This is a genomic window from Catellatospora methionotrophica (assembly GCF_011297335.1).
GTDB classification, from domain to species: Bacteria; Actinomycetota; Actinomycetes; order Mycobacteriales; family Micromonosporaceae; genus Catellatospora; species Catellatospora methionotrophica.
Genome location: NZ_JAAOTJ010000003.1, coordinates 24,448 through 47,868 on the forward strand (window position 1 = coordinate 24,448; position 23,421 = coordinate 47,868).

A 23,421-nucleotide genomic window follows, 5' to 3' on the forward strand; every position below is an offset into this window, starting at 1 on the left:
TCGCTCGATAACGCTACGTAATGTTTACGTAAACATCAGCTCGGTGATAGTGTCACCGACGCCGAACAGACGTCAAGAACCGGTTTCGGATTCGTTACCCGGAGCACTCCCGAAGGAGCACGGATGAGCCGGCCGAAGGCGGCCCGCGTGTCGATGGCCGACGTGGCCCGGCTCGCCGGCGTGTCCTCCCAGACCGTCTCCCGCGTGGCCAACGGCCACTCCAGCGTCGTCGGCAGCACCCGCCAGCAGGTGCTCGCGGCGATGAAAGAGCTCGACTACCGCCCCAACAGCGCCGCGCGCGCACTCAAGAGCGGCCAGTTCCGCACCATCGGCGTGATCCTGTTCACCCTGTCCAGCACCGGCAACAGCCGCACCCTGGAAGCCATCGCCGACCATGCGGCGCTGCAGGGATATGCCATCACGCTCATTCCTGTCGCCATGCCCACCCAGGACAGCGTGCTCGGCGCGTTCACCCGCCTCGGCGAGCTCGCCGTCGACGGCGTCATCGTGATCATGGAAGTGCACCTGCTCGACGCGGCGACGGTCACCCTGCCGCCGAACGTCCAGGTCGTGGTCGTCGACTCCGACGCCGGCGACCGGTACACCGTGGTCGACACCGACCAGGCCGACGGCGCCCGCCAGGCGGTGGCGCACCTGCTGGAACTGGGCCACCGCACGGTGTGGCACGTCACCGGGCCCGAGGAGTCCTTCGCCAGCCAGCGGCGTGCCCAGGCCTGGCGCGACACCCTCACCGCCGCCGGCCGTCAGGCACCCCCGGCACTGCACGGCGACTGGTCGGCCGCCTCGGGCTACCGCGCCGGGCTCGCCCTGGCCGACGAACCCGGCTGCACGGCCGTGTTCGTCTCCAACGACCAGATGGCGCTGGGCGTGCTGCGCGCCCTGCACGAACGGGGCCGCGCCGTGCCCGCCGACGTCAGCGTCGTCGGCTTCGACGACATCCCCGACGCGGGCTCCTTCATCCCGCCGCTGACCACCGTGCACCAGGACTTCGCCGAGGTCGGCCGCCGCTGTGTGGACGGCATCCTGCGCCAGATCGAGCGCGGCGAGACCGCACACGGCACCGCGCTCGTGCCGACCCGGCTGGTGGTACGCGACAGCACCGCCCCGCCGCCCGCCGACCGGTAATTGCGCCCATCACCCGCTTTAGCCCCAACGCCGGGCTGCCACCGGTTCGACCGGTGATTCTGCCGATGCCCGTTCCGTTAACATCGATGAAACTGACTCCACTGCTCGATCGACCAGCCGCCCGTCCCCCGCAGCACCGCTGCTGGGCGCCTGGTTCCTCACCGTCAGGAGTGGAACAGTGCAGCAAACCATCTCGTCCCCCCGCCGCCGGCTCACCCGCCTGATCGCCACCACGTTCGTGGCCACCGCGCTGGCCGCCGGAACCGCCCTGGGCACCGGCACCCCCGCGTACGCCGACGAGATCGGACAGGCGCCGACGTCGTCCAACATCACCGGCAACGGCAGCTTCTCCGTCTCGACGTACAACATCTCCAGCCTCGTCACCGGCTTCGGCGGCGGCGTGGCGTACTACCCGAGCACCGCCGGGCGCTACCCGGTCGTGGCCGTGTCCCCCGGCTTCACCGCCCGCTGGTCCAGCATCAGCTGGATCGGCCCGCGCCTGGCCTCGTGGGGCTTCGTCGTCGTCGGCATCGAGACCAACAGCGTCTACGACCAGCCCGCCAGCCGCGGCAGCCAGCTGCTGGCCGCCCTCAACTGGGCCGTGAACTCGGCCCCCAGCGCCATCACCTCCCGCGCCGACGGCAGCCGCCGCGGCGTCGCCGGCCACTCCATGGGCGGCGGCGGCACCCTGGAGGCCCTCGCGGCCGACACCACCGGCAACGTCAAGGCCGGTGTGCCGCTCGCGCCGTGGAACTCCGACAAGACCTGGAACAACGTCAACGAGCCCGTCCAGATCATCGGCGGCGAGAGCGACACCGTCGCCGGTGTCAGCTCGCACTCCATCCCGTTCTACAACTCCCTCGGCGGCTCCAAGAGCTACGTCGAACTGAACGGCGCCAGCCACTTCTTCCCGCAGACCACCAACGCGACCACCTCGCGCGCCCTGGTCTCCTGGTTCAAGCGCTGGCTCAACCAGGACGCCCGCTTCACCCCGTTCACCTGCGGCTACGGCGGCACGGCGGTCTCGGACTTCCGCACCAACGCCTGCTGAAACACCTCCACGGACGCGCGGCGGGGCTGATCCCCCGCCGCGCCTCCGCGCGTCCGCGCCCCGTATATCGTGGATCGAATGCGGGTGACGACGTGGAACGTGAACTCCGTCAAGCAGCGGCTGCCCCGGCTGCTGCCCTGGCTCGACCAGCGGCGACCCGACGTGGTCTGCCTGCAGGAGACCAAACTCGCCGACGCCGCCTTCACCGAACTGCTGGCCGGGGAACTGGCCGACCGCGGCTACGAATACGCCGCACACGGCGAGTCCCGCTGGAACGGGGTCGCGATCCTGTCCCGCGTCGGGCTCGACGACGTCGTGACCGGCCTGCCCGGCGGACCCGGCTTCCCCCACCCCGAAGCACGGGCGGTATCGGCGACCTGCGGCGGCATCCGCGTCCACTCGGTGTACGTGCCCAACGGCCGCACCCCCGACTCCGACCACTACCAGTACAAACTCACCTGGCTCGCCGCGCTGCGCGACACCGTCACCGCCGGATCCGACGCCGTGATCGTCGCCGGTGACATCAACATCGCACCAGCCGACGCCGACGTGTTCGACCCCGCCGCGTTCGCCGGTCACACCCACGTCACCGCCCCCGAACGGGCCGCACTGGCCGACCTGCAGGCCGCCGGGCTGCACGACGTCGTCCGCGAGCACTGGCCCGACAAACGCGTCTTCTCCTACTGGGACTACCGCGCGGGCATGTTCCACCAGGACCTCGGCATGCGCATCGACCTGGTGCTGGCCGGTGCGCCGGTCGCCGCGCGGGTCAAGGCCGCCTGGGTCGACCGGCACGCCCGCAAGGGCACCGGCCCCAGCGACCACGCCCCGGTCATCGTCGACCTCGACGAGGCCCCCGACGGCGACATCGGCCCCGTCGTACCACCCCCGTCCGCCCCGGCGACCCGCCGCACCAAGGCCCGGCTGCCCCAGGCCGCACCGGACGACAAGTGAACGCCCCGCGCCTGCACGTGGGCTGCGCGATGTGGAGCCTCAAATCCTGGCAGGGCCGCTACCTGCCGCATCCGGCCACCGCCGAACAGCGCCTGCGGGCGTACGCCGGATGGTGCGACGCGGTCGAGGGCAACACCACCTTCTACGCGACCCCCGCCCGGACCACCGTCGAGTCCTGGGCGCGGCAGACCGACCCCGACTTCCGGTTCGTGGTCAAACTGCCCAAGCTGATCACCCACGAGCGCCGCCTCGTCGGCGCAGACGCCGAACTGCGCGCCTTCCTGCACGCCATCGAACCCCTGGGCCCCCGGACCCACGCGGTATGGCTGCAGCTACCCGGCTCGTTCACCCCCGCCGACGTGCCGACCCTGGCCGCGTTCCTGCACCGCCTGCCCGCCGAGCACCGCTACGCCGTCGAGGTCCGCCACCGCGCGTTCTTCGACGACGACCGCGCCGCCCGCCAGCTCGAAGACCTGCTCGCCGCAGCCGACGCCGAATGGGTGCCGTTCGACACGGTCGCGTTCTTCCGGTCCCCGCCGACCAGCGACGCCGAACGCGAAGCCTGGGCCAAGAAGCCACGCATGCCGCACCGCTCCCGCGCACTGACCGACCGTCCCATCGTGCGCTACCTGGGCCGCGACGACACCGCCGCCACCGTCGAAGGCTGGCAGCCCTGGGTCGCCACGGTCACCGGCTGGCTGCGCGAGGGCCGCTCGCCGACCTTCTTCCTCCACACCCCCGACAACGCCGACGCCCCCGACCTCGCCCGCCGCTTCCACGACGAGGTCCGCGCCCACGTCCCCGACCTGCCACCGCTCCCCCAGCCCCTGTCGACCGAACCCCTGACCCTGTTCTGACCCCGCGCAGCGCCGGTCATCCTCCGACACGGCAGACCGCCGCAACGCGACGAAGATCGCCGTTTCTGGTCAGAACCTAGGCTCAGACCTCGGCTTCTGGCCCGAACCAGCGATCTTCGCAACGGGCGTCCCCGGTAAGGTTCGCGGATGCGCCGTCTCATCAGCCAGAGCAGGGTCGTCTCCGCGTCGGCGGAGGAGATCTTCGAGCTACTCACCGACCCCGCCCAGCACCCGCTCATCGACGGGTCCGGGTCGGTGCTGGCCGCTCGGGGCACGCCGCGCCGGCTGGCCCTGGGCATGAAGTTCGGCATGGACATGCGCATGGGAGCGGGCTACCGCATCCTCAACACCGTCGTCGAGTTCGAACAGGGCCGCCTGATCGCGTGGCGGCACTTCAACGGCCACCGCTGGCGCTGGCGGCTGGATCCGCACGCCGACGGAACCACCCTGGTCACCGAGGAGTTCGACTGGTCGACCGCGCGCGTGCCGCTGCTGATCAGCCTCAGCTGGTTCCCGCGCCGCAACCGCCGCGCGATCACCCGCTCCCTCGACCGCCTCGCCGCCCGCTTCGCGCCGCGTTGACCGCACTTCACGGCCTGACCGGGTCTCAGGTCGACCCCGGTGCCCCACCCGCGACCGAGTTCGAGCATGTCAGAGGCCTGCGGTCTACTGGTTCCACCGGCTCGACCCACGCCGCCGGACCGTACGAAGGGCGACCGCAACCGTCATGGCCGATCTGAAGGACCACGTCAACGATGCGAGCATCACCCGGCTCGCCACGGCCGTCGCCCGCGTGCACCCCGCCTTCCCGAGCGCGGACTTCGTGACCGCCGCGCGCCGGGGGCTGGAGCCGCTCGCGCTCAAACAGCGCGTATCGGCGGTGTCGGCGCAGCTCGCCACGTTCCTGCCGCAGTCGTTCCCGCACGCCGCGCAGGTGCTGCGCGAGGCCGTCGCCGCGACGCCGCTGGACATGTGGAGCGGCTGGCCCGCCACCGACTACATCGCCGTGCACGGCCTGGAGCATCCCGACGACGCCCTGGCCGCGCTCGCCGCGCTGACCCCGCACGCCACGGCCGAGTTCGCGATCAGGCCCTACCTCGCCAGGCACCCCGAACGCACCCTCGCCCAGCTCCACCAGTGGGCCGCCGACCCCGACCAGCACCTGCGTCGCCTGGCCTCGGAAGGCTCCCGGCCCCGGCTGCCGTGGGCGTCGCGCGTGCCTACGCTGGCCGACCCGCAGGTCACCCTCCCGCTGCTGGACCGCCTGCACGACGACCCCGAGCCGTACGTACGTCGCTCGGTCGCCAACCACCTCAACGACATCACCAAGGACCACCCGGACGTCGCCCTGGCCACGGCCCGCCGCTGGTCCGCGAGCGGCGGCGAAGGCACCGCCTGGGTGGTCCGGCACGCGCTGCGTTCACTGATCAAGCAGGGCCACCCGGAGGCGCTGGGGCTGCTCGGCTTCGACCACGGGGTCGACGTGACCGTGACCGACCTCAGTGTCACGCCGGACACGCTGGCGATCGGCGGGCAGGTCACCATCGCGTTCACGCTCACCGCGGACAGCGACGTGCGGGCCGCCGTCGACTACGTCGTGCATTACGCCGGTGCGCGGGGGGCCCGCGCGCCCAAGGTGTTCAAGCTGACCACCGCGACCCTGGAACCGGGACTGCCCCGCCAGGTCACCCGCCGCCACACGTTCCAGCATGTCAGCATCCGTCAGCTGTATCCGGGACCGCACCGCGTCGACATCCAGGTCAACGGCCGGGTGCTGGCGGGCGCGGACATCGTGCTACGCGACGGCCACTGACCCGGTGTTCACGCGGCCGGACGCCCACCGCCGCCACTGTACGATGGCCTGCGAGTGAAGGGCCTGATGTCGTTGGTCACCCGAGGTAGGCGCACCGCGTCGCGCCCGGCGTTGAGCCGGGACCGCGTGCTGCGGGCGGCGGTCGAGATCGCCGACGAGGCCGGTATCGCCGCCGTGACGATGCGCCGCCTGGCCGAGAACCTCGGGGCCGAAGCGATGTCGCTCTACCACCACGTGGCCAACAAGGATCAGGTCCTCGACGGCGTCGTCGACGTCATCGCGGCCGAGATCAACGAGGCCGTCGGCCGGATCACGCTGCCGACCCACGGCGCGGCGTGGAAAGCCGCGGCACGGGAGCGCATCCTCACCGCCCGGCAGGTGCTGCTGCGGCACAAGTGGGCTCCGGCACTGTTCGAGTCGCGGTCGACGACCAGCCCTGCGGTGCTGCTGTACTTCGACGGGCTGGTCGGCATCATGCGCGACGGCGGATTCTCCAACGACCTGGCCCATCATGCGATGCACGCGCTGGGCAGCCGGGCGATGGGATTCAGCCAGGAACTGTTCAGCCCCGGCGACCGACCGGCCACCGGCGAGCCCGATCCGGTGATGGCGGCGATGGCGGCCCGGCTACCTCATCTGGTCGGCATGCTGGCCGAGGTCATGCACGACGATCCCGACTCGACGGTGGGCTGGTGCGACGACCAGTCGGAGTTCGAGTTCGGGCTGGATCTGCTGCTCGAAGGCCTCGACCGCCGGCGTTGACCGCAATCGGTGTCCACCGGGTCGGCCGCCACTGCGCGGCGGTCGATTCTGCCGGTTGATTCTGCCGGGAACTGCCGGGCAGGCCTCCCGGCCCGGACCGGCCAGACGCAGGTGGCGCGGCTGTTTCGTGTCTTATTTGGAGCGCTGAAGGAGACGGCTCCGATTCCGCTTGCCCTCCACCACGGCTGCATACCGTCGAGTCACTGGCGGTGCGGGTGATGCCGCGACGCCAGGTCGGCAGGAACGCCGGGCCGGTTCGGCCCGGCTGTCATCCAGGGAGGATGCAGATGAAGCTTCGTTCGAGGAAACTGGCAGCGGTGGCGGGTGGGCTCGGCCTGGCCTTCGCGGGTGTGGTGCTGCCCGCGAGCGCCGCACACGCGGCCTGGGCGCCCAGCTGCGTGGAGGTCTTCGGACCGCCGGCGACCCAGTCGGCGCTGGTGCAGAACGACTGCTCGACGACCCAGAAGGTGCGGGTCATCGTCGCCTGGGGCCCGGACAGCAGCTGCGTGACGCTGCAGGCGGGCTACGAGTTCACCTACCGGTGGTCGATCGGGTCGTACGACGGCGTGGCCCTCTGCTGACGGGTCCGCCAGCCGTCAGGTGAGTCTTCCGAGCTGATCGCCGGGACACCGCTCTGACCTGAAGACGCCCCGGCCCTCCTTTGACGGGCCGGGGCGTCTCGCGTGAGTGGAAGGAACAAGCCGGACATCGCCGTTCGGGTGGACGCGCGTGGCCTGCCACACGAGGCCCGCCATTGACCGTCTTGCATCAGCCCGCTACCTTACAACGTAAGACTTACAACGTAAGGACAGGAGAGACCGATGAGGGCATACCTGCTCCACTCCTACGGATCGCCCGCGAACCTGCGGCTCAGCGACGTCGAGCAGCCCACGCCGGGGGCCGGTGAGGTCCTCGTCCGGGTCCGCGCGACCTCGATCAACCCCTACGACTGGCACCACATGCGTGGCGAGCCGATCGCCGCGCGGTTCATGGGCGGCGGGTTCGGCAAGCGCCGACCGAACGTGGCGATCCAGGGCTGCGACCTCGCGGGTGAGGTGGCCGCGGTCGGCTCCGGGGTCACCCGGTTCCAGACCGGCGACGCCGTATACGCACTGGTGAAACACGGCAGCTTCGGGCAGTACGCGATCGTCCGCGAGGACCACCTCGCACCCAAGCCGCAGAGCCTGTCCTTCGAGCAGGCCGCGACGGTGCCGATGGCCGCGCTGACCGCGCTCGTCGCGATCCGCGACGACGCCAAGGTCCGAGCAGGGCAGAAGGTCCTCGTCAACGGGGCCTCCGGCGGGGTCGGCACGTTCGCCGTGCAACTGGCCCGAGCCGCGGGCGCGCAGGTCGCCGCGGTGTGCAGCACCCGCAACGTGGAACTGGTCCGGTCGCTCGGCGCGACCGAGGCCATCGACTACACGACGCAGGACTTCACCCGTGTCGCCCGCGGCTTCGACGCCCTGCTCGACATCGCCGGAAGCCCGTCGGTGCGGGCCGCGCGGCGCACGCTGAACCCGACCGGCACGTACGTCGTCGTCGGCGGCGACGCCGGACGGTGGGTCCGCCCGGTCGACCACATGATCGCCGCCACCGCGATGGGCCGCTTCGCCTCCCAGTCCGTGGTCATCACCGCCACCCCGATCAGCCCCGCGAACGCCGCCGGGCTGGCGGAGCTGACCGCGCTGTTCGACAGCGGAGCGGTCACGCCGGTCATCGACCGCCGTTACCCGTTCACCGAGCTGCCCGAGGCGATGCGCTACGTCGAGGCCGGACGCGCCCGCGGCAAGGTGGTGGTCACTGTCGATTGAAACGCGGGGCACGCCGTCCGCAACGCAGAAGCGCCGCCGGCGGCAGCGCCGCAGCCGAGCCGGGTATGCCTAGCCCTACCCCGGTTCGGCCCCTTGGGCGGCTGGGCCGGGCCGACCTCGCTGGCTAGCGTGAGCACATGCCCGCTGAGCAGCCACATTTCCTCCTCGCCGCCATCACCTCACGCCGCTACCTGATCTCGGAGTGGCCCTGGCGTGCCCTGTTCTCCGTCCTGACCGCCCTGCCGGTGGTCGGCATCGCCGCGCTGCTGCTGACGCCGGTCACGGTGGTCGGGACGGCCGCGATCGTCAAGCTCACCGGCGCGGGACTGCACGGCCCGACGCTGCTGTCGCTCGCCGGGCTCGCCACGTTCACGCTGGCGGCGTTCGGCACCCTGCTGGCAGCCCCGTTCGCGGCGGTCGAGCGCCGCCGGCTGGGCATCGTCGACCCGCGCCCGCTGGAACCGGTGCCGCGCGCCGACTCCGTCGCGTCCTGGATCGGTGCCCGCTACGCCGATGCCGCGTCGTGGCGCGAACTGCTGTTCCTGGTGCTGCTGGGCACGGTCGCACCGGTCGTCTACGGCACACTGGCCTTCGCGACGTTCATCACCGGCACGCTGATCATCAGCCCGCTGCTGGTCCCCCGTGAACTCGACGGCGGACCCGTCACCATCACCATGGGGCCCTGGCAGGCCGACACCCCCGCGCAGGCCATCCCGTTCGCGCTGCTCGGCCTGGCCCTGCTGCCCGTGCTGGCGTATCTGACGGGGCTGCTGGCGGCCGGGCACGCCGCGACCGCCCGCGCCCTGCTGGGCGGGACCGGGCAGGCCGAGCTGCGGGAGGTGGCCCGCTCGCGGACGCGGCTGGTCGACGCGTTCGACGCCGAGCGCCGCCGTATCGAACGCGACCTGCACGACGGCGCGCAGCACCGGCTGACCAGCCTGACCCTGCAGCTCGGCGTCGCCCGGCTGGACCTGGCCGACGACACCCCCGCCGCGGCGGCGCTGGACCGGGCGACGACCGAGGCCAAGGATCTGATGGTGCTGCTGCGCGACCTCGTGCACGGCATCAGCCCGCAGACGCTGGCCGATCTCGGCCTGCCCGCCGCGCTGCGCGATCTCGCCGAACGCAGCCCCCTCGACGTCACCGTCACCGTCGCGCCGCAGGTCGCCGACCGCTACCCGGCCCGGGTCGAGAACACCGCGTACTTCGTGGCCTCCGAGGCGCTGGGCAACGTCGCCAAGCATGCGCGCACCGGGGCTGCGGCGATCCGGCTCGCCCGCCACGGCGACCTGCTGGTCGTCGAGGTCCGCGACGAGGGCGCGGGCGGGGCCGATCCGATGCGCGGCACGGGCCTGACCGGCCTGGCCGACCGGGTCGCGGCGGTCGGCGGGCGGTTGCTGCTGTCCAGCCCGGCCGGGGGCCCTACGCTCGTGCGTGTGGAGCTGCCGTGCCTGAGCTGACCAGGGTCGTGCTGGCCGAGGACGGGGTGCTGCTGCGGGAGGGCCTGACCGGTGTCCTGGAGCGGTTCGGGTTCGCGGTGGTCGCCGCGGTCGGTGACGCCGCCGCGCTGCTCGACGCGGTCGCGGCCGAGGACCCGGACCTGGTGATCACCGACATCCGGATGCCGCCGAGCTTCACCGACGAGGGCCTGCGGGCCGCGCTGGCGTTACGGGCGGCGGACCCCGGCCGGGCCGTGGTCGTGCTCAGCCAGTACGTGCGGGCCGAGTTCGCCGCGCGGCTGCTCGACAGCGGCGACGGGCGGCGGGTCGGCTACCTGCTCAAGGACCGGGTCGTGGACATCGCCGCGTTCGTCGGGGCGCTGCGGGCCGTGGTGGGTGGCGGCACGGTCATCGACCCCGATGTCGTACGCCATCTGCTGGCCCGCCGCCACGACCCGGTCGCCGAACTGTCCCCGCGCGAGCGGGAGGTGCTGGCGCTGGTCGCCGAGGGCCACTCCAACGCCGCGATAGCCAGGCGGCTGACGGTCACCGAGGCGGCGGTCGGCAAGCACGTCGGCAACATCCTGGCCAAACTCGGACTTCCGCCGGACGACGACACCAACCGCAGAGTGCTGGCGGTGCTCGCTTACCTCCGCTCGACCCCGCCTGCCTGACGTAGTGCCGTTCCTCGCGCAGGCGGTCAGGACAGTGCGAGCACGTCGTAGTCGTCGAGGTAGGCGGTATACGCCGACGGCGTGTAGGTGGCCAGCGTCGCACCTAGGTCCCGAACAGCGGCGACGGCTTGGGCTGCGGCGTGGTCCAGGCCGTCCATGTTGACCGCCACCCCGGGCACCTGATGGGCGGCCAGGCCGATGACCGCCACAGGACCATCCTCGCGCGAGGTCAGTTCGGTCACCAGGTCCCACTCCTTCGGAGAGAGCTCTCTGCACGCGTCGAGCAGCACCAGCACGGGAATCCCGGTGCGGGCGTCGCCCTCGTACGCGGAACTGATCAGCTCGCCGACCGCGATGGCGTCCATCCGCGCATACGCCAGCACAGCGCTCGCGTCGAGGACGACTCCGATCCTCACGCAGCGCGCCGCAAACGGGCTGCCGCACGGCGCGCCTCGAGATCACGCAGGCGCCCGCCCATCTTGGCGATGCCGTCGGCGGTGACGGCATGGTCCCCGGTGTAGCCGTGCCGCTCGAACATCGCGTGCAGGGCCTCGGTCTCCTCGGCCTTCTTCTTGTCGTGCTCGATAAGACCAGCGATGTACTGCGAGGCGTTGCCCTTGCTACGGGCATACTCTGCCAGGTCGACGGGCAGGCTGACGGAGGTACGGTCCGTCCCGGTACGCTCGGTGCTCATACGATTATCGTACTCCCGTAACACAGATCAACACAGCCTGAGCTATCGAGCGTCGGCAACCCTCGCGGTGAGGTGGCGGGCGTTGGCCCAGACCGCGTAGAGGGCGGGGGCGGGCAGCAGGAACAGGCCGATCGCGGGTTTGGCGACGACTGCCGCGGCCAGGATGCCCAGGATCGCCAGGTTGGCCAGGCTGAGATACCAGTACCGGATCGACACGTAGGCGCAGGCCAGCACGGTGGTGCGCCGCAGGCGGGCGTCGGCGGCCAGCAGCGCGGTGGCGGTGGCGGCCACGAGTGCGATGAGCAGGGCGAGCAGCGGGGTCACCGCGCCGAACGGGCCGCCGAGGGCGAGCTGGAAGTCGGCGGCCAGCACGATCACGGCGGCGGCCGCGCAGGCGGAGACGGCGAGCGCCCGGCCGAACGAGGTGCGGTAGGCGTTCCAGAAGGCGCGACCGACCCGGTGCTCGCCGTCGGACAGGGCCGCGAACGCGGCGAACGCGGCGGCTGCGGCCGGTCCGCACAGTGCCGCCAGCGCGGTGTAGAACGGCCAGGCGTGCAGTGGGCTGCCGCCGGCGGCGAGGGCCGCGAGCAGGGGCAGGCAGGCGGCGAGCAGGCACAGGTTGATCTTCAGTCCGGCGTACACGGTGCTGAAGACGGTGTCGTAGGGCAGCCGGGCGAGTAGTCGCATGTCAGGTCATCCCTTCATGCCGGAGGTGGCGATGCCCTGGATGAAGTGGCGCTGGCCGAGCAGGAAGATGATCGTGATGGGGAGTACGGACAGCACCGACCCGGTCATGATCATGGCGTAGTCGGCGTCGAACTGGCCGACGAACGAGCGCAGGCCGAGCTGGATCGTCCACAGGTCGTTGCTGGTCAGGTAGATGAACGGGCCCATGTAGTCGTTCCAGGTGTTGACGAAGGTCAGCAGGGCGAGGCTGGCCAGCGCCGGTTTGGACAGCGGCAGCATGATCCGGGCCCAGATGCCGTACTCGGACAGGCCGTCGACGCGGGCGGCTTCGCACAGTTCGTCGGGGATGGTCAGGTAGTACTGGCGCATCAGGAAGACGCCGAACGCGCCGAAGGCCTGCAGCAGGATCAGTGACCAGAACGTGTCGGTCAGCCCGGCCTTCTGCATCATGATGTACTGCGGGATCATGTACGCCTGCCACGGCACGGCGATGGTCGCGATGTACAGCATGAACAGCACGTCGCGGCCCCGGAAGCGCACCTTGGCGAACCCGTAGGCGGCGAAGCTGCCGGTCAGCACCTGCAGCAGGGTGATGACCAGGCTGAGGAACACGGTGTTGCCCAGGTAGGTGGCCAGCGGCACGCGCGACCAGATGTCGGCGAAGTTGTGCCACTGGAAGTCTTTCGGGATCCACTGGACCGGGATGGTGAACACGTCGTTGTTGCGTTTGAGCGACGCGCTGATCATCCACAGGAACGGCACCAGGATCGCCAGCGCGGCCAGGCCCAGCACGACATACAGAACGACCCGGCGGACCAGCGCGAACGCGCCGCGCGCGGGCTCGGATGCGGCGGTGGTCATCGGCGCTCCCGGCGGTTGTTGAACCAGAACTGGGCGAGGGTGAACACCAGCACGAGCATGAACAGCACGAGCGAGATCGCCGAGGCGTAGCCGAACTCGCCCTCGATGATGCCGCGGCGGTAGATCTGCTGGGACAGCACGAGGGTGGCGCGGCCGGGGCCGCCGTCGGTCATGACGACGATGAGGTCGAAGACCTTGAAGCTCTGCACGGTCAGCAGGATGAGCACGAGGAAGGTGACCGGCCGCAGGCCGGGCAGGGTGACGGCGCGGAAGCGCTGCCAGGTGCTCGCGCCGTCGACGGTGGCGGCCTCGTACTGCTCGTGCGGGATGGCCTGGAGTCCGGCCAGGAACAGCACCATGTAGTAGCCCATGTCGCGCCATACGCTGGTGAGGATGACCGCGGGCATGGCCCAGGTGGTGCTGGTGGTCCACCCGGGCGGGTCGTCGACGCCGATGAACTGCAGGAACTGGTTGACCGGGCCGAACTCGGGGTTGAACAGCATGTTCCAGACGATGGCGACCGCGACCAGCGAGGTGATGTAGGGGAAGAACGCGGCGGCACGGAAGAAGCCGACCCCGGCGATCCTCCGGTTGAGCAGCAGCGCGAGGCCGAGTGCGGCGAGCATGGTCAGCGGCACGTGACCCAGGGCGTAGAAGGCCGTGTTCCGCAGCGCGATCTTGGTGGATTCGTCGTCGAGCAGCCGCTGGAAGTTGTCCAGGCCGACCCACTCGGGCGGGTTGTAGGAGTCCCACTCCATGAACGACAGGGTGAACGCGGCGATCACCGGCACGAGGGTGAGCACGGCGAAGCCGAGGAAGTTCGGCAGGATGAAGCTCCAGCCGATGAGCGTGTTGCGCCGGGCGCGGCGTCGGTCGCGCGCCCGCGGCGACGGTGCGGGCTTCGCGGTCGCCGGTGCCGCGGTGAGCAGGTCTGCCATCTCGTCCTCCCGGGCGGGGACGGCCGGGTGGCCGTCCCCGCGTGCGTGGGTCAGTTGACTTCGCTCTTGACGCGGGACTCCATCTCCTTGATCGCGTCCTCGATCGCCTTCTGCTTGGTCATGATGAGCTGGTGTTCCTCGTTGAGGATCGTGTCGATCTTCGCGGTCTTGTCGCTGACCGGCATCTCAGGGTTGACCTTCTCGGGCGCGAAGGCCTTCTTCGACAGGTCGTCGGTGGGCATGCCCGGCAGCGTGAAGTACTGCTGGCGGATCTCGTCGCTCTGGTACGCCGGGACGACGCCGATGCCGGTGATCGCCTTCGCGCCGGCCAGCGAGCTGGCGAACTCGACGAACTTCTGCGCGGCGGCGGCGTGCTTGGCCTTCTTGTTGACCGCGAACGCGGTCGGTGCGCCGAACGTGGTGACGCCCGTCGCGCCGGGCCGCTGCGGCATCGGGGCGATGGCCCAGTCGGCGTCGGTGGTGCCCTTCTTCTTCTCCGACAGGATCTTGGCGATGTACCAGGTGCCCATCGGCAGCATCGCGGTCTTGCCGGATTCGAACATCGAGGCGTAGCCGGTCTTCTGGGTGACCGCGGTGCCGAAGTCGAGGGTGGCCCCGGCCTCCTGCAGCGCCAGCGCGGTCTTGTACTGGTCGGCGAAGAACTTGTAGTCGCCGCCGAGCTGGTCGCCGCCGGTCTGCGCGGCGGAGATGGCCTGCACGATGGAGCGCCAGGTGTGCTGGTAGGCGCCGTAGACCTTCTTCTCGCCGGTGCCCGACGTCAGCTTCTTGGCCAGTTCGACGTACTGGTCCCAGGTCAGGTTCGTCGGGTAGGGCTGGCCGGCGGCGTCGAAGATCTTCTTGTTGTAGTACAGGACCCAGAAGTCCTGCCGGTAGGGCAGCGCGTAGTACTTGTCGCTCTCCTGCTTGTACTGGTCGAGCCCGGCGAGTTTGCCGCCCTCGGCCGACGTCGCGGCCGCGGTGATGTCCTTGAGCTGTCCGCGTCCGGCGAAGCGCACGTAGTCGGCCAGGGTCTTCATGGTGATGACGTCGGTGGTGTCGCCACCGGCGAGCATCGTGGTGACCTTGGTCGGGTAGTCGGCGGCGAGGATGTCGACCGGCTTGACGGTGATGTCGGGGTTCGCCTGGTGGAAGGCGTCGAACAGGGTCTGGAACTCGGGGGTGGAGGCCAGGCTCCACACCGCGACGGTGAGCTCGACGGGGCCGCTTTCGGTCTCGTCGCCGCCGGAGCCGCACGCGGTCAGCGGCAGGGTCGCCGCCATCGCCAGGGCGGCCGCTGCCAGCATCTTCCTTCTCTTCACGAACGTTCCTTCCTAAAGGACGGCCGCTTACGCGGCGGAGGATCTGTTCTGTGCGTGGTGGTGCGGGCCGGTCGGCGGCGCGGGCAGCGCCGCCGTCGTGGTGACCTGGTCGGGCCACGTGACCCGGACGACCGGCGCGTCCTCGGGTCCCGAGATCTGGGCCAGCGGCGCGAGGTCGCCGCCGTTGAGCGCGAACGCGGCGGCGTGCCAGCCGGTCTGCGGCCTGGTCTGCAGCCAGGGGATGGCGGTGTGGGCGGCCAGCGGGGTGGCGTCGCGTACGGTGTGCACCCCGGCGACGTCGAGGCCGTACAGCCCGACGGCGGTCGAGGTCAGCGTCGTGCCGACGGCTTCGGCGACGGGCAGGCCGGGTCCGGCTGCCGGGCTGGCGGGCTGCGGATGCGCCGGGGCGTCGATCGGGCTCGACCGGTCCTCGGCCGGTGCCGCCGGGACGGGCCAGCCGCCGACGCGCAGTGCCGTGACCTGCTCCCAGCCGGGTGCCGCGGCCGGGTCGACGTGGATGAGCCGGACCTCCCACGCGCCGCGCACCACCGACACGGTGGTGACGGTGGCCGCGTCGACGGCCTGGCCGGTCAGCCCGGAGCCGTAGTCGAGGGCAGCGGGGTCCGGGGTGACCCAGTGGCAGCGGGCGCGGGAGGCCAGCACGGCGGCGTCGCCGTCCAAGGCCCGTACGTCCAGGGTGGTGAAACCGCTGCGGTGGGTGGCCTCGCCGTGCGTGTCGAGCAGCACGACCGACTGGTCCAGCGGGCAGTGCCAGCCGTCGTCGTCCATCGCGGGGGCGGTCGCGGTCGAGTAGCCGAACCGGGCGTACAGCGGCGAGTCGGTGCTGCGGTCGCCGGGGCGGGCGTGGTCGGTGCCGTGGTTGTAGACGCGCACGACGCCGTCGGCGGCGGTCGCCGACAGGGCCCAGCCGGGTGCGGCGACGACCGCGAACTGGTCGGCCTGCTCGACGGGCAGCGGCTGCTCGGTCGCGGTCCACACCGGATGTTCGGCGGGCAGGGCGAGTCCGAGCAGGCCCTTGGACGCCCAGTACGGCGAGCCGGTGCCGGAGTAGTGCTGGGCGATGGGCCGCCACGGGTGGAACCAGCCGAGGTTGAGCAGCCCGTCGTCGTCGGGTGCGCCGCGGTCGGTGAAGTGTTTGACGATCCCGGACGCGGCCCGGCGGGTCAGGCCCGGGGCCAGCGCGTCGCTGCCGGCCAGGGCGCCCGCCCAGAACGGTGCGGCGGCCGCGAAGCGGTAGGTGAGGCTGCGGCCCTGGATCAGCGGGGAGCCGTCCGCGCCGACCAGCCGGACCGCGTCGAGCAGGTAGCGGTCCAGGCGCTGGCGGTAGGTGGGCAGCAGCGGGGCGGCCCGGTCCTGCGCGCCGGTCATCCGGCTCCACAGGATCGGGTACAGGTGCAGCGCCCAGCCCGCGTAGTGGTCGTAGCTGCGCTCGGGCCCGTCGCAGTACCAGCCGCCGTCGCGGGCGAACGACTCGTGGGTGGCCAGGTCGGCTGCCATGTCGTCGGGTGAGAAGGGTCCGCCGACCGACGCCAGGAACTGCTCGACGACGATGCGGAACCAGACCCAGTTCGTCTGCGGGTAGGCGTGGTCGCCGACGACCTGGGCGAGGTAGTCCACGACGCGGTCGCGTACGCCATGGTCGAGGTTGTCCCACAGCCACGGCCGGGTCATGTCCAGGATCAGCGCGATCGACGCGGCCTCGACCTTGGCCTGGCCGTGCTCGCGCGGCGTGGTCCAGCGTTCGGGCGAGCGCGGGTCGGTGCCCGCGGCGAGGCCGGCCGCGTAGCGTTCGAGCAGGTTGGCGGGGTCGTTGCCGTGTTCGCCGGTGATCTGGAACCCGGCGAGCAGGAAGGTGCGGGCGAAGCCTTCGAGGCCGTCGACGGCGGTGCCGTAGCCGCCGGGCGGCCCGGGCGGGGTGATCAGCGCTCCGGTCGGTGAGGCGTGCCGCCAGGCGGCGGCGAGCAGGTGGTCGGCCAGCGCGGACCAGTGGGTGCGGGTCCATCCGGTGTACGGCGACAGGCTCGCCTGCTGCTCGTCGACGGCGGTGCGGTGGGAGCTCATGCGATCACTTCCAGGGCTTCGCTGGTGACGGCGTCGATCGGGGGTCGGCCGTGGACGTGGCGTTCGAGTTCGTCGAGGGCCTGGGCGCTCAGGCGGCGGGTCTCCGAGCCGAGCGACCCGGCGATGTGCGGGGTGATCATGACGTTGGGCAGCTGGGCCAGCAGGGATCCGGCGGGCAGCGGCTCGGGGTCGGTGACGTCGAGGATGGCGTTGAGCCGCCCGGTGGCGCATTCGCGTTCCAGCGCGGCGGTGTCGAGCACGGCCCCGCGGGCGGTGTTGATGACGGTCGCGCCGTCGGGCAGCAGGGCCAGCTCGCGGGTGCCGAGGGTGTGCCGGGTCTGCGGGAGTTCGGGCAGGTGCAGCGAGACGATGTCGGCGGCGGTCAGCAGTTCGTCGAGTTCGACCAGTCGTCCGCCGGCGGCGGTGACGGCGGCCGGGTCGGCGTACGGGTCGGTGACGAGCACCTGCGCGGTGTCCAGGGTGCGCAGCCGTTCGACGACGCGGCGGCCGATGCGGGAGAAGCCGACGATGCCGATGGTGCGGCCGTAGTTGGACAGGTCCTCGCGGTGGTGCACTGCGTCCCAGTTCGCGGGGCGACGGCGTGACTCGGCGGCCAGTACGTGGGCTTTCTTGCCGGCGAACACGATCGCGGCGAGGGTGTACTCGGCGACCGGGGTGGCGTTGGCCTCGGCGGCGCTGGTGACCAGGATGCCGCGCCGCCAGATCTCGTCGGAGACGAGGTTGCGTACGCTGCCGGCGCAGTGCAGGACGGCCCGCAGCCGGGGCGCGGCGGCCAGCCGCTGCGCGGTGAGCGTCGGGGCGCCCCAGGAGGTGAGCAGGACGTCGGTGTCGGCCAGGCGGGCCCGGACGTGCGGGTCGTCGAGGTCGTCGGTCCAGATCGGGTCGCCGAGGTCGGCCAGCGCGCGCAGCCGCTGCAGTTCTGCGGGCCCGAATTGGAGCCGGAACGGTTCGGGCCCCATCACGAGCAGTGCCTGCGGACGGTACATATGCGGTGGCCTCTCCCCGGTTCACAGAGCCTTGCTGATATGTTTGTTTATGTTCGTTCGAACAGTGCGCAAAGTAGACCAGTCTAGAAACTGCACGACAAGGGCCCGTTACGAACCTGTAACACGCAACGCGTAGACCTGGGCTTTTCTTTGTGAACGAATATGTTCGTTTCAAGTGTGAGGGAGGGACCGATGGTGCGAGCAGCCCGCCGTCGATGCCCGTCCGGGCCGGTCGGATCCGCCCGGACGGCGGCCCGCCGCGTGCCGTGCCACACCGCGCGTCCGTGCACAATCGAGCCCGACACGCGCGACACCACCGTGGAGGCCCAGCCGTGACCCTGTCCGAGCCACCGCTGCTGCCCGACCAGCGCCGCGAACGGCTCCTGGCCGACCTGCACACCCACGGCACGCTGCGGGTCAGCGAGATCGCCCGCGCGCTGGGCGTCACCACCGTCACCGTGCGCCGCGACATCGCCCAGCTCGCCGACGAGGGCGCGATCGAACGCGTACACGGCGGCATCCGGCTGCCCCGCGCCAACGACGGGCAGCCGCACCTGCGCGTCGCGGTCGCCGAGCCCGGCCGCGCAGGAGCAGCCGACGAGTCGTCACTGCCCGCCGTCGGCATGGTCGTGCCGTCACTGGACTACTACTGGCCCGAGATCATCCGCGGGGCCCGTGACGCCGCGCCCGACGCGGGGGTGCGCATCGTGCTGCGCGGATCGTCCTACGACGACGTCGCCGACGTACGCCGCCAAACGACGTGGCTGCTGGAGACCGCGGGCATCCAGGGTCTGCTGATCGCCCCGCCGACCCTGGGCGAGCAGGCCGCACAGCTCATCGACTGGCTGGCCGCACTGGACATCCCGGTGGTGTTCCTCGAACGCACCGCCACCGTCGGCGTCTACCACGAGCACGTCGAATCGGTGTCCACTGACCACGCGTTCGGCGCGAGCCTGGCCGTGCGGCACCTGGCCGCGCGAGGCCACCGCCGGGTCGGCTTCCTCGCCTCGGCCAGCAGCCCGCACACCCCCGCGGTGCGGCGCGGCTGGCAGCAGACCGTCGCCGACATCGGCCTGGACCCCGGCACCCCCGAACTGATCAGCCCCGACCACCGCGATCCGCGCTGGGACGCCGAGATCGACCGCGGCATCGACGCCTGGCTCGCCACCGGCACGACGGCGCTGCTGGCCCACTCCGACCGGGAGGCGATCTCGCTGGTCACCCGCTGCGAGGAACGCGGCATCGGCGTCCCCGGCGACCTGGCCGTGGTCGCGTTCGACGACGAGGTCGCGGGCCTGGCCAATCCGACGCTGAGCGCCATCCGCCCGGCGAAGTACACCATCGGCGAGAGCGCGATGCAGCTGCTGTCCCAGCGCATCCTGGACCCGGCCCGCCCGGTGCACCGGGTGCTGATCAGCCCCCAGCTGATCGTGCGCGACTCCAGCGGCACCCGCCAGTGACCATGCCGGCCCTGGCACGCCCCGCGGGCGAGCTGACCTCGCTGCTGCGCGACATCCGGGCCGCGGCGACCGGTGAGCCCCTGCCCGACCTCGGCTTCTCGGCCTACCGCGACTACTTCGACACCGGCAACCGCATCCGCTACGAGCGCCGCTACTTCCGCCGCCGCGCCCGCCTGGCCGCGCAGGCCGCCCAGGCACTGCTGGACCCGGACACCGACCTCGGGCCGCTGGCCGACACCCTGTGGTCGGTCTGCGACGAGTACACCTGGGCCCTGCCGGCGCACGTGCGCCACAGCGCCGACCAGGACCGGGGACCCGAACAGTGCCTGGACCTGTTCGCCGCCGAGACCGCCCACACCGTCGCCGAGACCGTGGCCGCCCTCGGTGACCGGCTCGACCGGCGGGTGGGCGACCGGGTCCGGTCGCAGGTGCGGCGGCGCGTCTTCGAGCCGTACCTCGACGCGCGGCCGCTGAACTGGGAAGGCCACGGCAACAACTGGGAAGCCGTGTGCGCGGGCGCGACCGGGCTCGCCGCGCTCGCACTGCTGCACGACTCCCCCGCCGACGCCGCCGCACTGGCCGCGATGCTCGACCGCAGCCGCCGGGCCATGGACCGCTACCTGGGCGGGTTCGGCGACGACGGCGGCTGCGCCGAAGGCGTCGACTACTGGGTCTACGGCTTCGGCTACTTCGTCTACTTCGCCGAGGCGCTGCGCGAGCACACCGGCCACGACCTGCTGGACTCGGCGAAGGTCGCGCAGATCGCGGCGTTCCCGCACCGGGTGGCGCTGGGCGGCGGGGCGTACGTGCCGTTCTCCGACGCCTCCGAGCGGCCGTGGCTGCCAGCGGGGCTGCTCACGCGGCTTGCCGAACGGTTCGGCACTCCGCCCGCGCGGGTCGTGCCGTCGCTGCACGACGACCACTGCTACCGGTGGGGGCACCTGTCCCGGACGCTGGCCTGGTTCCGGCCGCTGCCCGCGCCCGCGCCCACCGGGAACAGCAGTTACCTGCCGGACCTGGCCTGGGTGGTGCACCGGGGGCGGACCGGGTTCGCGGCCAAGGGCGGCAACAACGACGAGCCGCACAACCACAACGACCTGGGCCACTTCGTCCTGCACACGCACGGCGTCAGCGTGCTGGACGACCTCGGCGCGGGCGAGTACACCGCCGGCTACTTCGGACCCGGCCGCCACGCGTTCCTGCACCCGTCGGCGCGCGGTCACTCCGTTCCGGTCATCGACGGCCAGGCCCAGCTACCGGGGCCGGACCGGGCCGCGAAGGTGCTGCACCACGCCGACGACGGCGGCACGGTCAGCTTCGACCTCGACCTGACCGGCGCGTACCAGGTCGACGGGTTGCGCTCGCTGGTCCGGCGCTTCCGCTGGTCCGACGGGCGGCTCGAACTGACCGACGAGATCGACGCCGCACGGGACCTGCCCGTCGAGGAGCTGTTCATCAGCCGCCGCGAACCTGTGCTGGCCACCGGTTCTGCCGACTGGGACGGCCTGGCCACCCTCACCCACGACTGCCCCCAGGCGGCGGTCTCCGTGGAGCCGACCAGCGACCACCAGGCCCAACCCGACCGGGTATATCGCCTGACCTGCACCACCCTGGCCCCAGCCGGGCGCTCCAGCCACCGCTTCGTGTTCGAGCTCGCCTGATCGAACGGCCCTCGACAGGAGGATCGCCTGCCATCGGCCAGGATCGGACGACCGCCGTCCATGATCGCCGCTTAGGGTCACAAGTGGAGTCCTGCCGCACTTTTCGGCACGAGACGGCGATCATCGTCGGCGCTCGACGCCACGCCGGGGCGATCTGCTCCTTTTTCCGCCTCTTCCGGCGGCGGCCCGGCGTGGTCGACAATTCTCCTATGTCTGAGCAAAACGGTCATCCAGTGTCCGGTGACGTGTCCGGTGAAGGTCTGCACACGGTGCTCGTGATCGGGGCCGGGATCGCCGGACTGGCGGCCGCCACGGCGTTGCGCGGGCTGGGCCACACCGTCACGGTCCTGGAGGCACGCGAGCGGGTCGGCGGGCGCATCTGGACCGACGCCGAGGGCGTCGACCTGGGCGCGCACTGGATCCACGGCACCGACGGCAACCCGATCACCGAGCTCGTCGAACGGCTGGAGATCGGCTACAGCTACGTCGGCGGGGACAGCTCCTACACCGGCGGCTTCGACAGCCTCGACCTGTTCGGCGCGGACCGGCGCATGATCGGCCAGGCCGCCAAGAACCGCACCCTGGAACTGGCCGACGGCGTACTGCACGAACTCGAACAGCGCGCCGAGCACGCCCGCCGACGCGAACTGCCGGACATGTCACTGGCCCAGGCCATCACGCAGATCCTCGCCGCCCGCGGCTACAGCCCCGACGACGAGCACGCCGTGCGCTACCACCTCAACGTGGTGCTGCGCGAGGACGTCGCCGAGGACGCCGACCGGCTGTCGCTGAAGTTCTGGGAGGACGGCTACCTGGTCTACGGCCACGGCGACAGCGTCCTGCACCGCGGCTACCAGTCCGTCGTGGACGCCCTCGCCGACGGCCTGGACGTACGCCTGGGCCACGTCGTGACACGGATCGAGACCGGCGGGCCGGGACCGGTCCGGGCCGTCACCGCCCACGGCGACTTCACCGCCGACAAGGTGCTGGTCACCCTGCCGCTCGGGGTGCTCAAGAGCGGGACCGTGGCCTTCGACCCGCCGCTGCCCGAGCCGAAGCAGTCGGCGATCGACAGGCTCGGGTTCGGCACCCTCAACAAGATCGCACTGCACTTCGCGGAGCCGTTCTGGCCGCTGGAGCAGTACGCCTTCGGTTACCTGTGCCGCGACACCGACCGCCATCCCACGGTCGTGATCAGCATGTGGAAGTCGCACGGCAAGCCGATCCTGGTGATGCTGCTGGGCGGCTCGCTCGGCCGCGAACTGGAGACCTGGTCCGACGAGCAGGTCGCCGAGTACGGCGACACCGTCGTACGGGACCTGTTCGGCCCCGACGCGCCCGCCCCCGCGCACGTCTCCCGCACCGGCTGGTCCGGTGACCCGTTCGCGCGCGGCTCGTACGCCTGCATCGGGGTGGACGCCTCCCCGAAGGACATCGGCGTGCTCGCCGAACCGGTCGCCGGACGGCTGTTCTTCGCGGGCGAGGCCACCAACTCCTACCACTGGGGCTGCGTGCACAGCGCCTACGAGTCAGGCCTGCGCGAGGCCGCCCGGATCAGCGGCGACACCTCCCTGTACACCGCGCCCAGCGCCGAGACCCCGCGCCGCCAGCGCCGCGACATCGACCGGATGAAGCGGTTCGCCCGGATGCGGATGAGTCACCTCGCCGAACACGACCTGCGCGAACGCGTGGCGTGCCTGCGCGACGGCGTCGACCCGTACGGGGTGCGGCTGCTCGCGCCGCTGGTCGAGGCCGAACTGGAGACGCTGGCGTCGATGTTCGACGAGCTGTCGTTCGCGCCTGGCGAGGCCGTGTGCCGCGAGGACGACGCCGCGCACGGGATCTACCTGATCGCCGACGGCCGCGTCGAGGTCGACTTCGGCGGGGTGTACGAGCCCGCGGTCATGTCCCGCGGGGCGCTGCTCGGCGCGCACGACCTGTTCTTCAACGCCCGCACCGCGACCGTCACCGCCGTGGACGACGTGCGCCTGTACTACCTGGACCACTACCGGTACAAGACGTTCCTGTACGCGTTCCCCGACGTCATGATGCTGATGATCTCGGACCTGGTGACCCGCTGGGAGCAACTGGAGACCGCGCTGGGCGCGAGTGTCCTGCCGGGTGCGCAGCGCCGCCCGCAGCAGACCGACGGGGCGGTCACGGCGGGCTGACCGAGGACTGGCACACCACCGGAGTGCATCGGCG

Annotated in this window: 22 protein-coding genes; 14 read left to right on the forward strand and 8 right to left on the reverse strand. The window is 71.4% G+C overall.

All coding sequences use genetic code 11. The features are described from left to right. Positions 1-123: 123 nt before the first annotated feature. The 11 genes from HAV40_RS10860 to HAV40_RS10910 all read left to right on the forward strand — a co-directional run bounded on the left by HAV40_RS10860 (position 124) and on the right by HAV40_RS10910 (position 10,507). Positions 124-1,146, forward strand: coding sequence for a LacI family DNA-binding transcriptional regulator (locus HAV40_RS10860; protein ID WP_166380818.1), 1,023 nt, complete (start codon positions 124-126; stop codon positions 1,144-1,146). A gap of 178 nt (positions 1,147-1,324) precedes the next feature. Further along, entirely contained in the window at positions 1,325-2,197 is an 873-nt protein-coding gene (locus tag HAV40_RS10865) for an alpha/beta hydrolase family protein (RefSeq protein WP_239086781.1), read from the forward strand. Positions 2,198-2,275: 78 nt separating this feature from the next. Continuing rightward, on the forward strand, positions 2,276-3,151 hold the full coding sequence (locus HAV40_RS10870; protein WP_166380819.1) for an exodeoxyribonuclease III: 876 nt from the start codon (positions 2,276-2,278) through the stop codon (positions 3,149-3,151). A gap of 29 nt (positions 3,152-3,180) precedes the next feature. Further along, on the forward strand, positions 3,181-4,008 hold the full coding sequence (locus HAV40_RS10875; protein WP_166381139.1) for a DUF72 domain-containing protein: 828 nt from the start codon (positions 3,181-3,183) through the stop codon (positions 4,006-4,008). A 147-nt stretch (positions 4,009-4,155) separates the two neighbouring features. Then, the gene (locus tag HAV40_RS10880; protein WP_166380820.1) at positions 4,156-4,590 is read left to right on the forward strand and encodes an SRPBCC family protein; all 435 of its coding nucleotides are present in this window, start codon (positions 4,156-4,158) and stop codon (positions 4,588-4,590) included. Positions 4,591-4,735: 145 nt separating this feature from the next. Next, entirely contained in the window at positions 4,736-5,821 is a 1,086-nt protein-coding gene (locus tag HAV40_RS10885) for a DNA alkylation repair protein (RefSeq protein WP_166380821.1), read from the forward strand. A gap of 66 nt (positions 5,822-5,887) precedes the next feature. Then, positions 5,888-6,583 (forward strand): TetR/AcrR family transcriptional regulator C-terminal domain-containing protein, encoded by a 696-nt coding sequence (locus tag HAV40_RS10890; protein ID WP_166380822.1) that lies wholly within the window; start codon positions 5,888-5,890, stop codon positions 6,581-6,583. A gap of 287 nt (positions 6,584-6,870) precedes the next feature. Next, positions 6,871-7,164, forward strand: coding sequence for a hypothetical protein (locus tag HAV40_RS10895; protein ID WP_166380823.1), 294 nt, complete (start codon positions 6,871-6,873; stop codon positions 7,162-7,164). A gap of 240 nt (positions 7,165-7,404) precedes the next feature. Further along, on the forward strand, positions 7,405-8,394 hold the full coding sequence (locus HAV40_RS10900; protein ID WP_166380824.1) for an NAD(P)-dependent alcohol dehydrogenase: 990 nt from the start codon (positions 7,405-7,407) through the stop codon (positions 8,392-8,394). A gap of 137 nt (positions 8,395-8,531) precedes the next feature. Beyond that, positions 8,532-9,854 (forward strand): sensor histidine kinase, encoded by a 1,323-nt coding sequence (locus tag HAV40_RS10905; RefSeq protein ID WP_166380825.1) that lies wholly within the window; start codon positions 8,532-8,534, stop codon positions 9,852-9,854. Then, positions 9,842-10,507, forward strand: a complete 666-nt coding sequence (locus HAV40_RS10910) for a response regulator transcription factor (protein WP_166380826.1) — start codon at positions 9,842-9,844, stop codon at positions 10,505-10,507. Before HAV40_RS10905 ends, HAV40_RS10910 begins: the two co-directional genes overlap by 13 nt. A 26-nt stretch (positions 10,508-10,533) precedes the next feature. Here the strand turns inward: HAV40_RS10910 and HAV40_RS10915 are convergent, their stop codons facing one another. Genes HAV40_RS10915 through HAV40_RS10950 form a run of 8 tightly spaced genes read right to left on the reverse strand, consistent with a single transcriptional unit; the run spans position 10,534 to position 18,095 of the window. Then, positions 10,534-10,923, reverse strand: coding sequence for a hypothetical protein (locus tag HAV40_RS10915; protein WP_166380827.1), 390 nt, complete (start codon positions 10,921-10,923; stop codon positions 10,534-10,536). Continuing rightward, positions 10,920-11,201, reverse strand: coding sequence for a hypothetical protein (locus tag HAV40_RS10920; protein WP_166380828.1), 282 nt, complete (start codon positions 11,199-11,201; stop codon positions 10,920-10,922). Before HAV40_RS10920 ends, HAV40_RS10915 begins: the two co-directional genes overlap by 4 nt. 42 nt (positions 11,202-11,243) lie before the next feature. Further along, a complete protein-coding gene (locus HAV40_RS10925) occupies positions 11,244-11,888 on the reverse strand; it encodes a DUF624 domain-containing protein (RefSeq protein ID WP_166380829.1) in 645 nt (214 codons plus the stop codon). Positions 11,889-11,894: 6 nt separating this feature from the next. Continuing rightward, positions 11,895-12,749 (reverse strand): carbohydrate ABC transporter permease, encoded by an 855-nt coding sequence (locus tag HAV40_RS10930; protein ID WP_166380830.1) that lies wholly within the window; start codon positions 12,747-12,749, stop codon positions 11,895-11,897. After that, positions 12,746-13,687, reverse strand: a complete 942-nt coding sequence (locus HAV40_RS10935) for a carbohydrate ABC transporter permease (RefSeq protein WP_166380831.1) — start codon at positions 13,685-13,687, stop codon at positions 12,746-12,748. Before HAV40_RS10935 ends, HAV40_RS10930 begins: the two co-directional genes overlap by 4 nt. 50 nt (positions 13,688-13,737) lie before the next feature. Further along, entirely contained in the window at positions 13,738-15,006 is a 1,269-nt protein-coding gene (locus tag HAV40_RS10940) for an ABC transporter substrate-binding protein (RefSeq protein WP_239086788.1), read from the reverse strand. 27 nt (positions 15,007-15,033) lie between these two features. Then, a complete protein-coding gene (locus HAV40_RS10945) occupies positions 15,034-17,088 on the reverse strand; it encodes a DUF2264 domain-containing protein (RefSeq protein WP_166380832.1) in 2,055 nt (684 codons plus the stop codon). After that, positions 17,085-18,095, reverse strand: coding sequence for a hydroxyacid dehydrogenase (locus HAV40_RS10950; protein WP_166380833.1), 1,011 nt, complete (start codon positions 18,093-18,095; stop codon positions 17,085-17,087). The genes HAV40_RS10945 and HAV40_RS10950 overlap by 4 nt, the downstream gene beginning before the upstream one ends. Positions 18,096-18,427: 332 nt before the next feature. On the opposite strand from HAV40_RS10950, the gene HAV40_RS10955 reads away from it, so the two are divergent. The 3 genes from HAV40_RS10955 to HAV40_RS10965 all read left to right on the forward strand — a co-directional run bounded on the left by HAV40_RS10955 (position 18,428) and on the right by HAV40_RS10965 (position 23,387). Then, a complete protein-coding gene (locus HAV40_RS10955) occupies positions 18,428-19,555 on the forward strand; it encodes a substrate-binding domain-containing protein (RefSeq protein WP_203671720.1) in 1,128 nt (375 codons plus the stop codon). Between the two features lie 2 nt (positions 19,556-19,557). After that, positions 19,558-21,216: a heparinase II/III family protein gene (locus HAV40_RS10960; protein ID WP_166380835.1), complete on the forward strand. Its 1,659-nt coding sequence runs from the start codon at positions 19,558-19,560 to the stop codon at positions 21,214-21,216. 209 nt (positions 21,217-21,425) lie between these two features. Continuing rightward, entirely contained in the window at positions 21,426-23,387 is a 1,962-nt protein-coding gene (locus tag HAV40_RS10965) for an FAD-dependent oxidoreductase (protein WP_166380836.1), read from the forward strand. Positions 23,388-23,421 lie beyond the last annotated feature (34 nt).

Excerpts from the sequence above, each read along its gene's own strand:
- HAV40_RS10860 (WP_166380818.1), top strand. The coding sequence starts at position 124 with ATGAGCCGGCCGAAGGCGGCCCGCGTGTCGATGGCCGACGTGGCCCGG.
- HAV40_RS10870 (WP_166380819.1), top strand. The coding sequence starts at position 2,276 with ATGCGGGTGACGACGTGGAACGTGAACTCCGTCAAGCAGCGGCTGCCC.
- HAV40_RS10875 (WP_166381139.1), top strand. The coding sequence starts at position 3,181 with ATGTGGAGCCTCAAATCCTGGCAGGGCCGCTACCTGCCGCATCCGGCC.
- HAV40_RS10880 (WP_166380820.1), top strand. The coding sequence starts at position 4,156 with ATGCGCCGTCTCATCAGCCAGAGCAGGGTCGTCTCCGCGTCGGCGGAG.
- HAV40_RS10885 (WP_166380821.1), top strand. The coding sequence starts at position 4,736 with ATGGCCGATCTGAAGGACCACGTCAACGATGCGAGCATCACCCGGCTC.
- HAV40_RS10890 (WP_166380822.1), top strand. The coding sequence starts at position 5,888 with ATGTCGTTGGTCACCCGAGGTAGGCGCACCGCGTCGCGCCCGGCGTTG.
- HAV40_RS10895 (WP_166380823.1), top strand. The coding sequence starts at position 6,871 with ATGAAGCTTCGTTCGAGGAAACTGGCAGCGGTGGCGGGTGGGCTCGGC.
- HAV40_RS10900 (WP_166380824.1), top strand. The coding sequence starts at position 7,405 with ATGAGGGCATACCTGCTCCACTCCTACGGATCGCCCGCGAACCTGCGG.
- HAV40_RS10905 (WP_166380825.1), top strand. The coding sequence starts at position 8,532 with ATGCCCGCTGAGCAGCCACATTTCCTCCTCGCCGCCATCACCTCACGC.
- HAV40_RS10920 (WP_166380828.1), bottom strand. The coding sequence starts at position 11,201 with ATGAGCACCGAGCGTACCGGGACGGACCGTACCTCCGTCAGCCTGCCC.
- HAV40_RS10925 (WP_166380829.1), bottom strand. The coding sequence starts at position 11,888 with ATGCGACTACTCGCCCGGCTGCCCTACGACACCGTCTTCAGCACCGTG.
- HAV40_RS10930 (WP_166380830.1), bottom strand. The coding sequence starts at position 12,749 with ATGACCACCGCCGCATCCGAGCCCGCGCGCGGCGCGTTCGCGCTGGTC.
- HAV40_RS10935 (WP_166380831.1), bottom strand. The coding sequence starts at position 13,687 with ATGGCAGACCTGCTCACCGCGGCACCGGCGACCGCGAAGCCCGCACCG.
- HAV40_RS10945 (WP_166380832.1), bottom strand. The coding sequence starts at position 17,088 with ATGAGCTCCCACCGCACCGCCGTCGACGAGCAGCAGGCGAGCCTGTCG.
- HAV40_RS10950 (WP_166380833.1), bottom strand. The coding sequence starts at position 18,095 with ATGTACCGTCCGCAGGCACTGCTCGTGATGGGGCCCGAACCGTTCCGG.
- HAV40_RS10960 (WP_166380835.1), top strand. The coding sequence starts at position 19,558 with ATGCCGGCCCTGGCACGCCCCGCGGGCGAGCTGACCTCGCTGCTGCGC.
- HAV40_RS10965 (WP_166380836.1), top strand. The coding sequence starts at position 21,426 with ATGTCTGAGCAAAACGGTCATCCAGTGTCCGGTGACGTGTCCGGTGAA.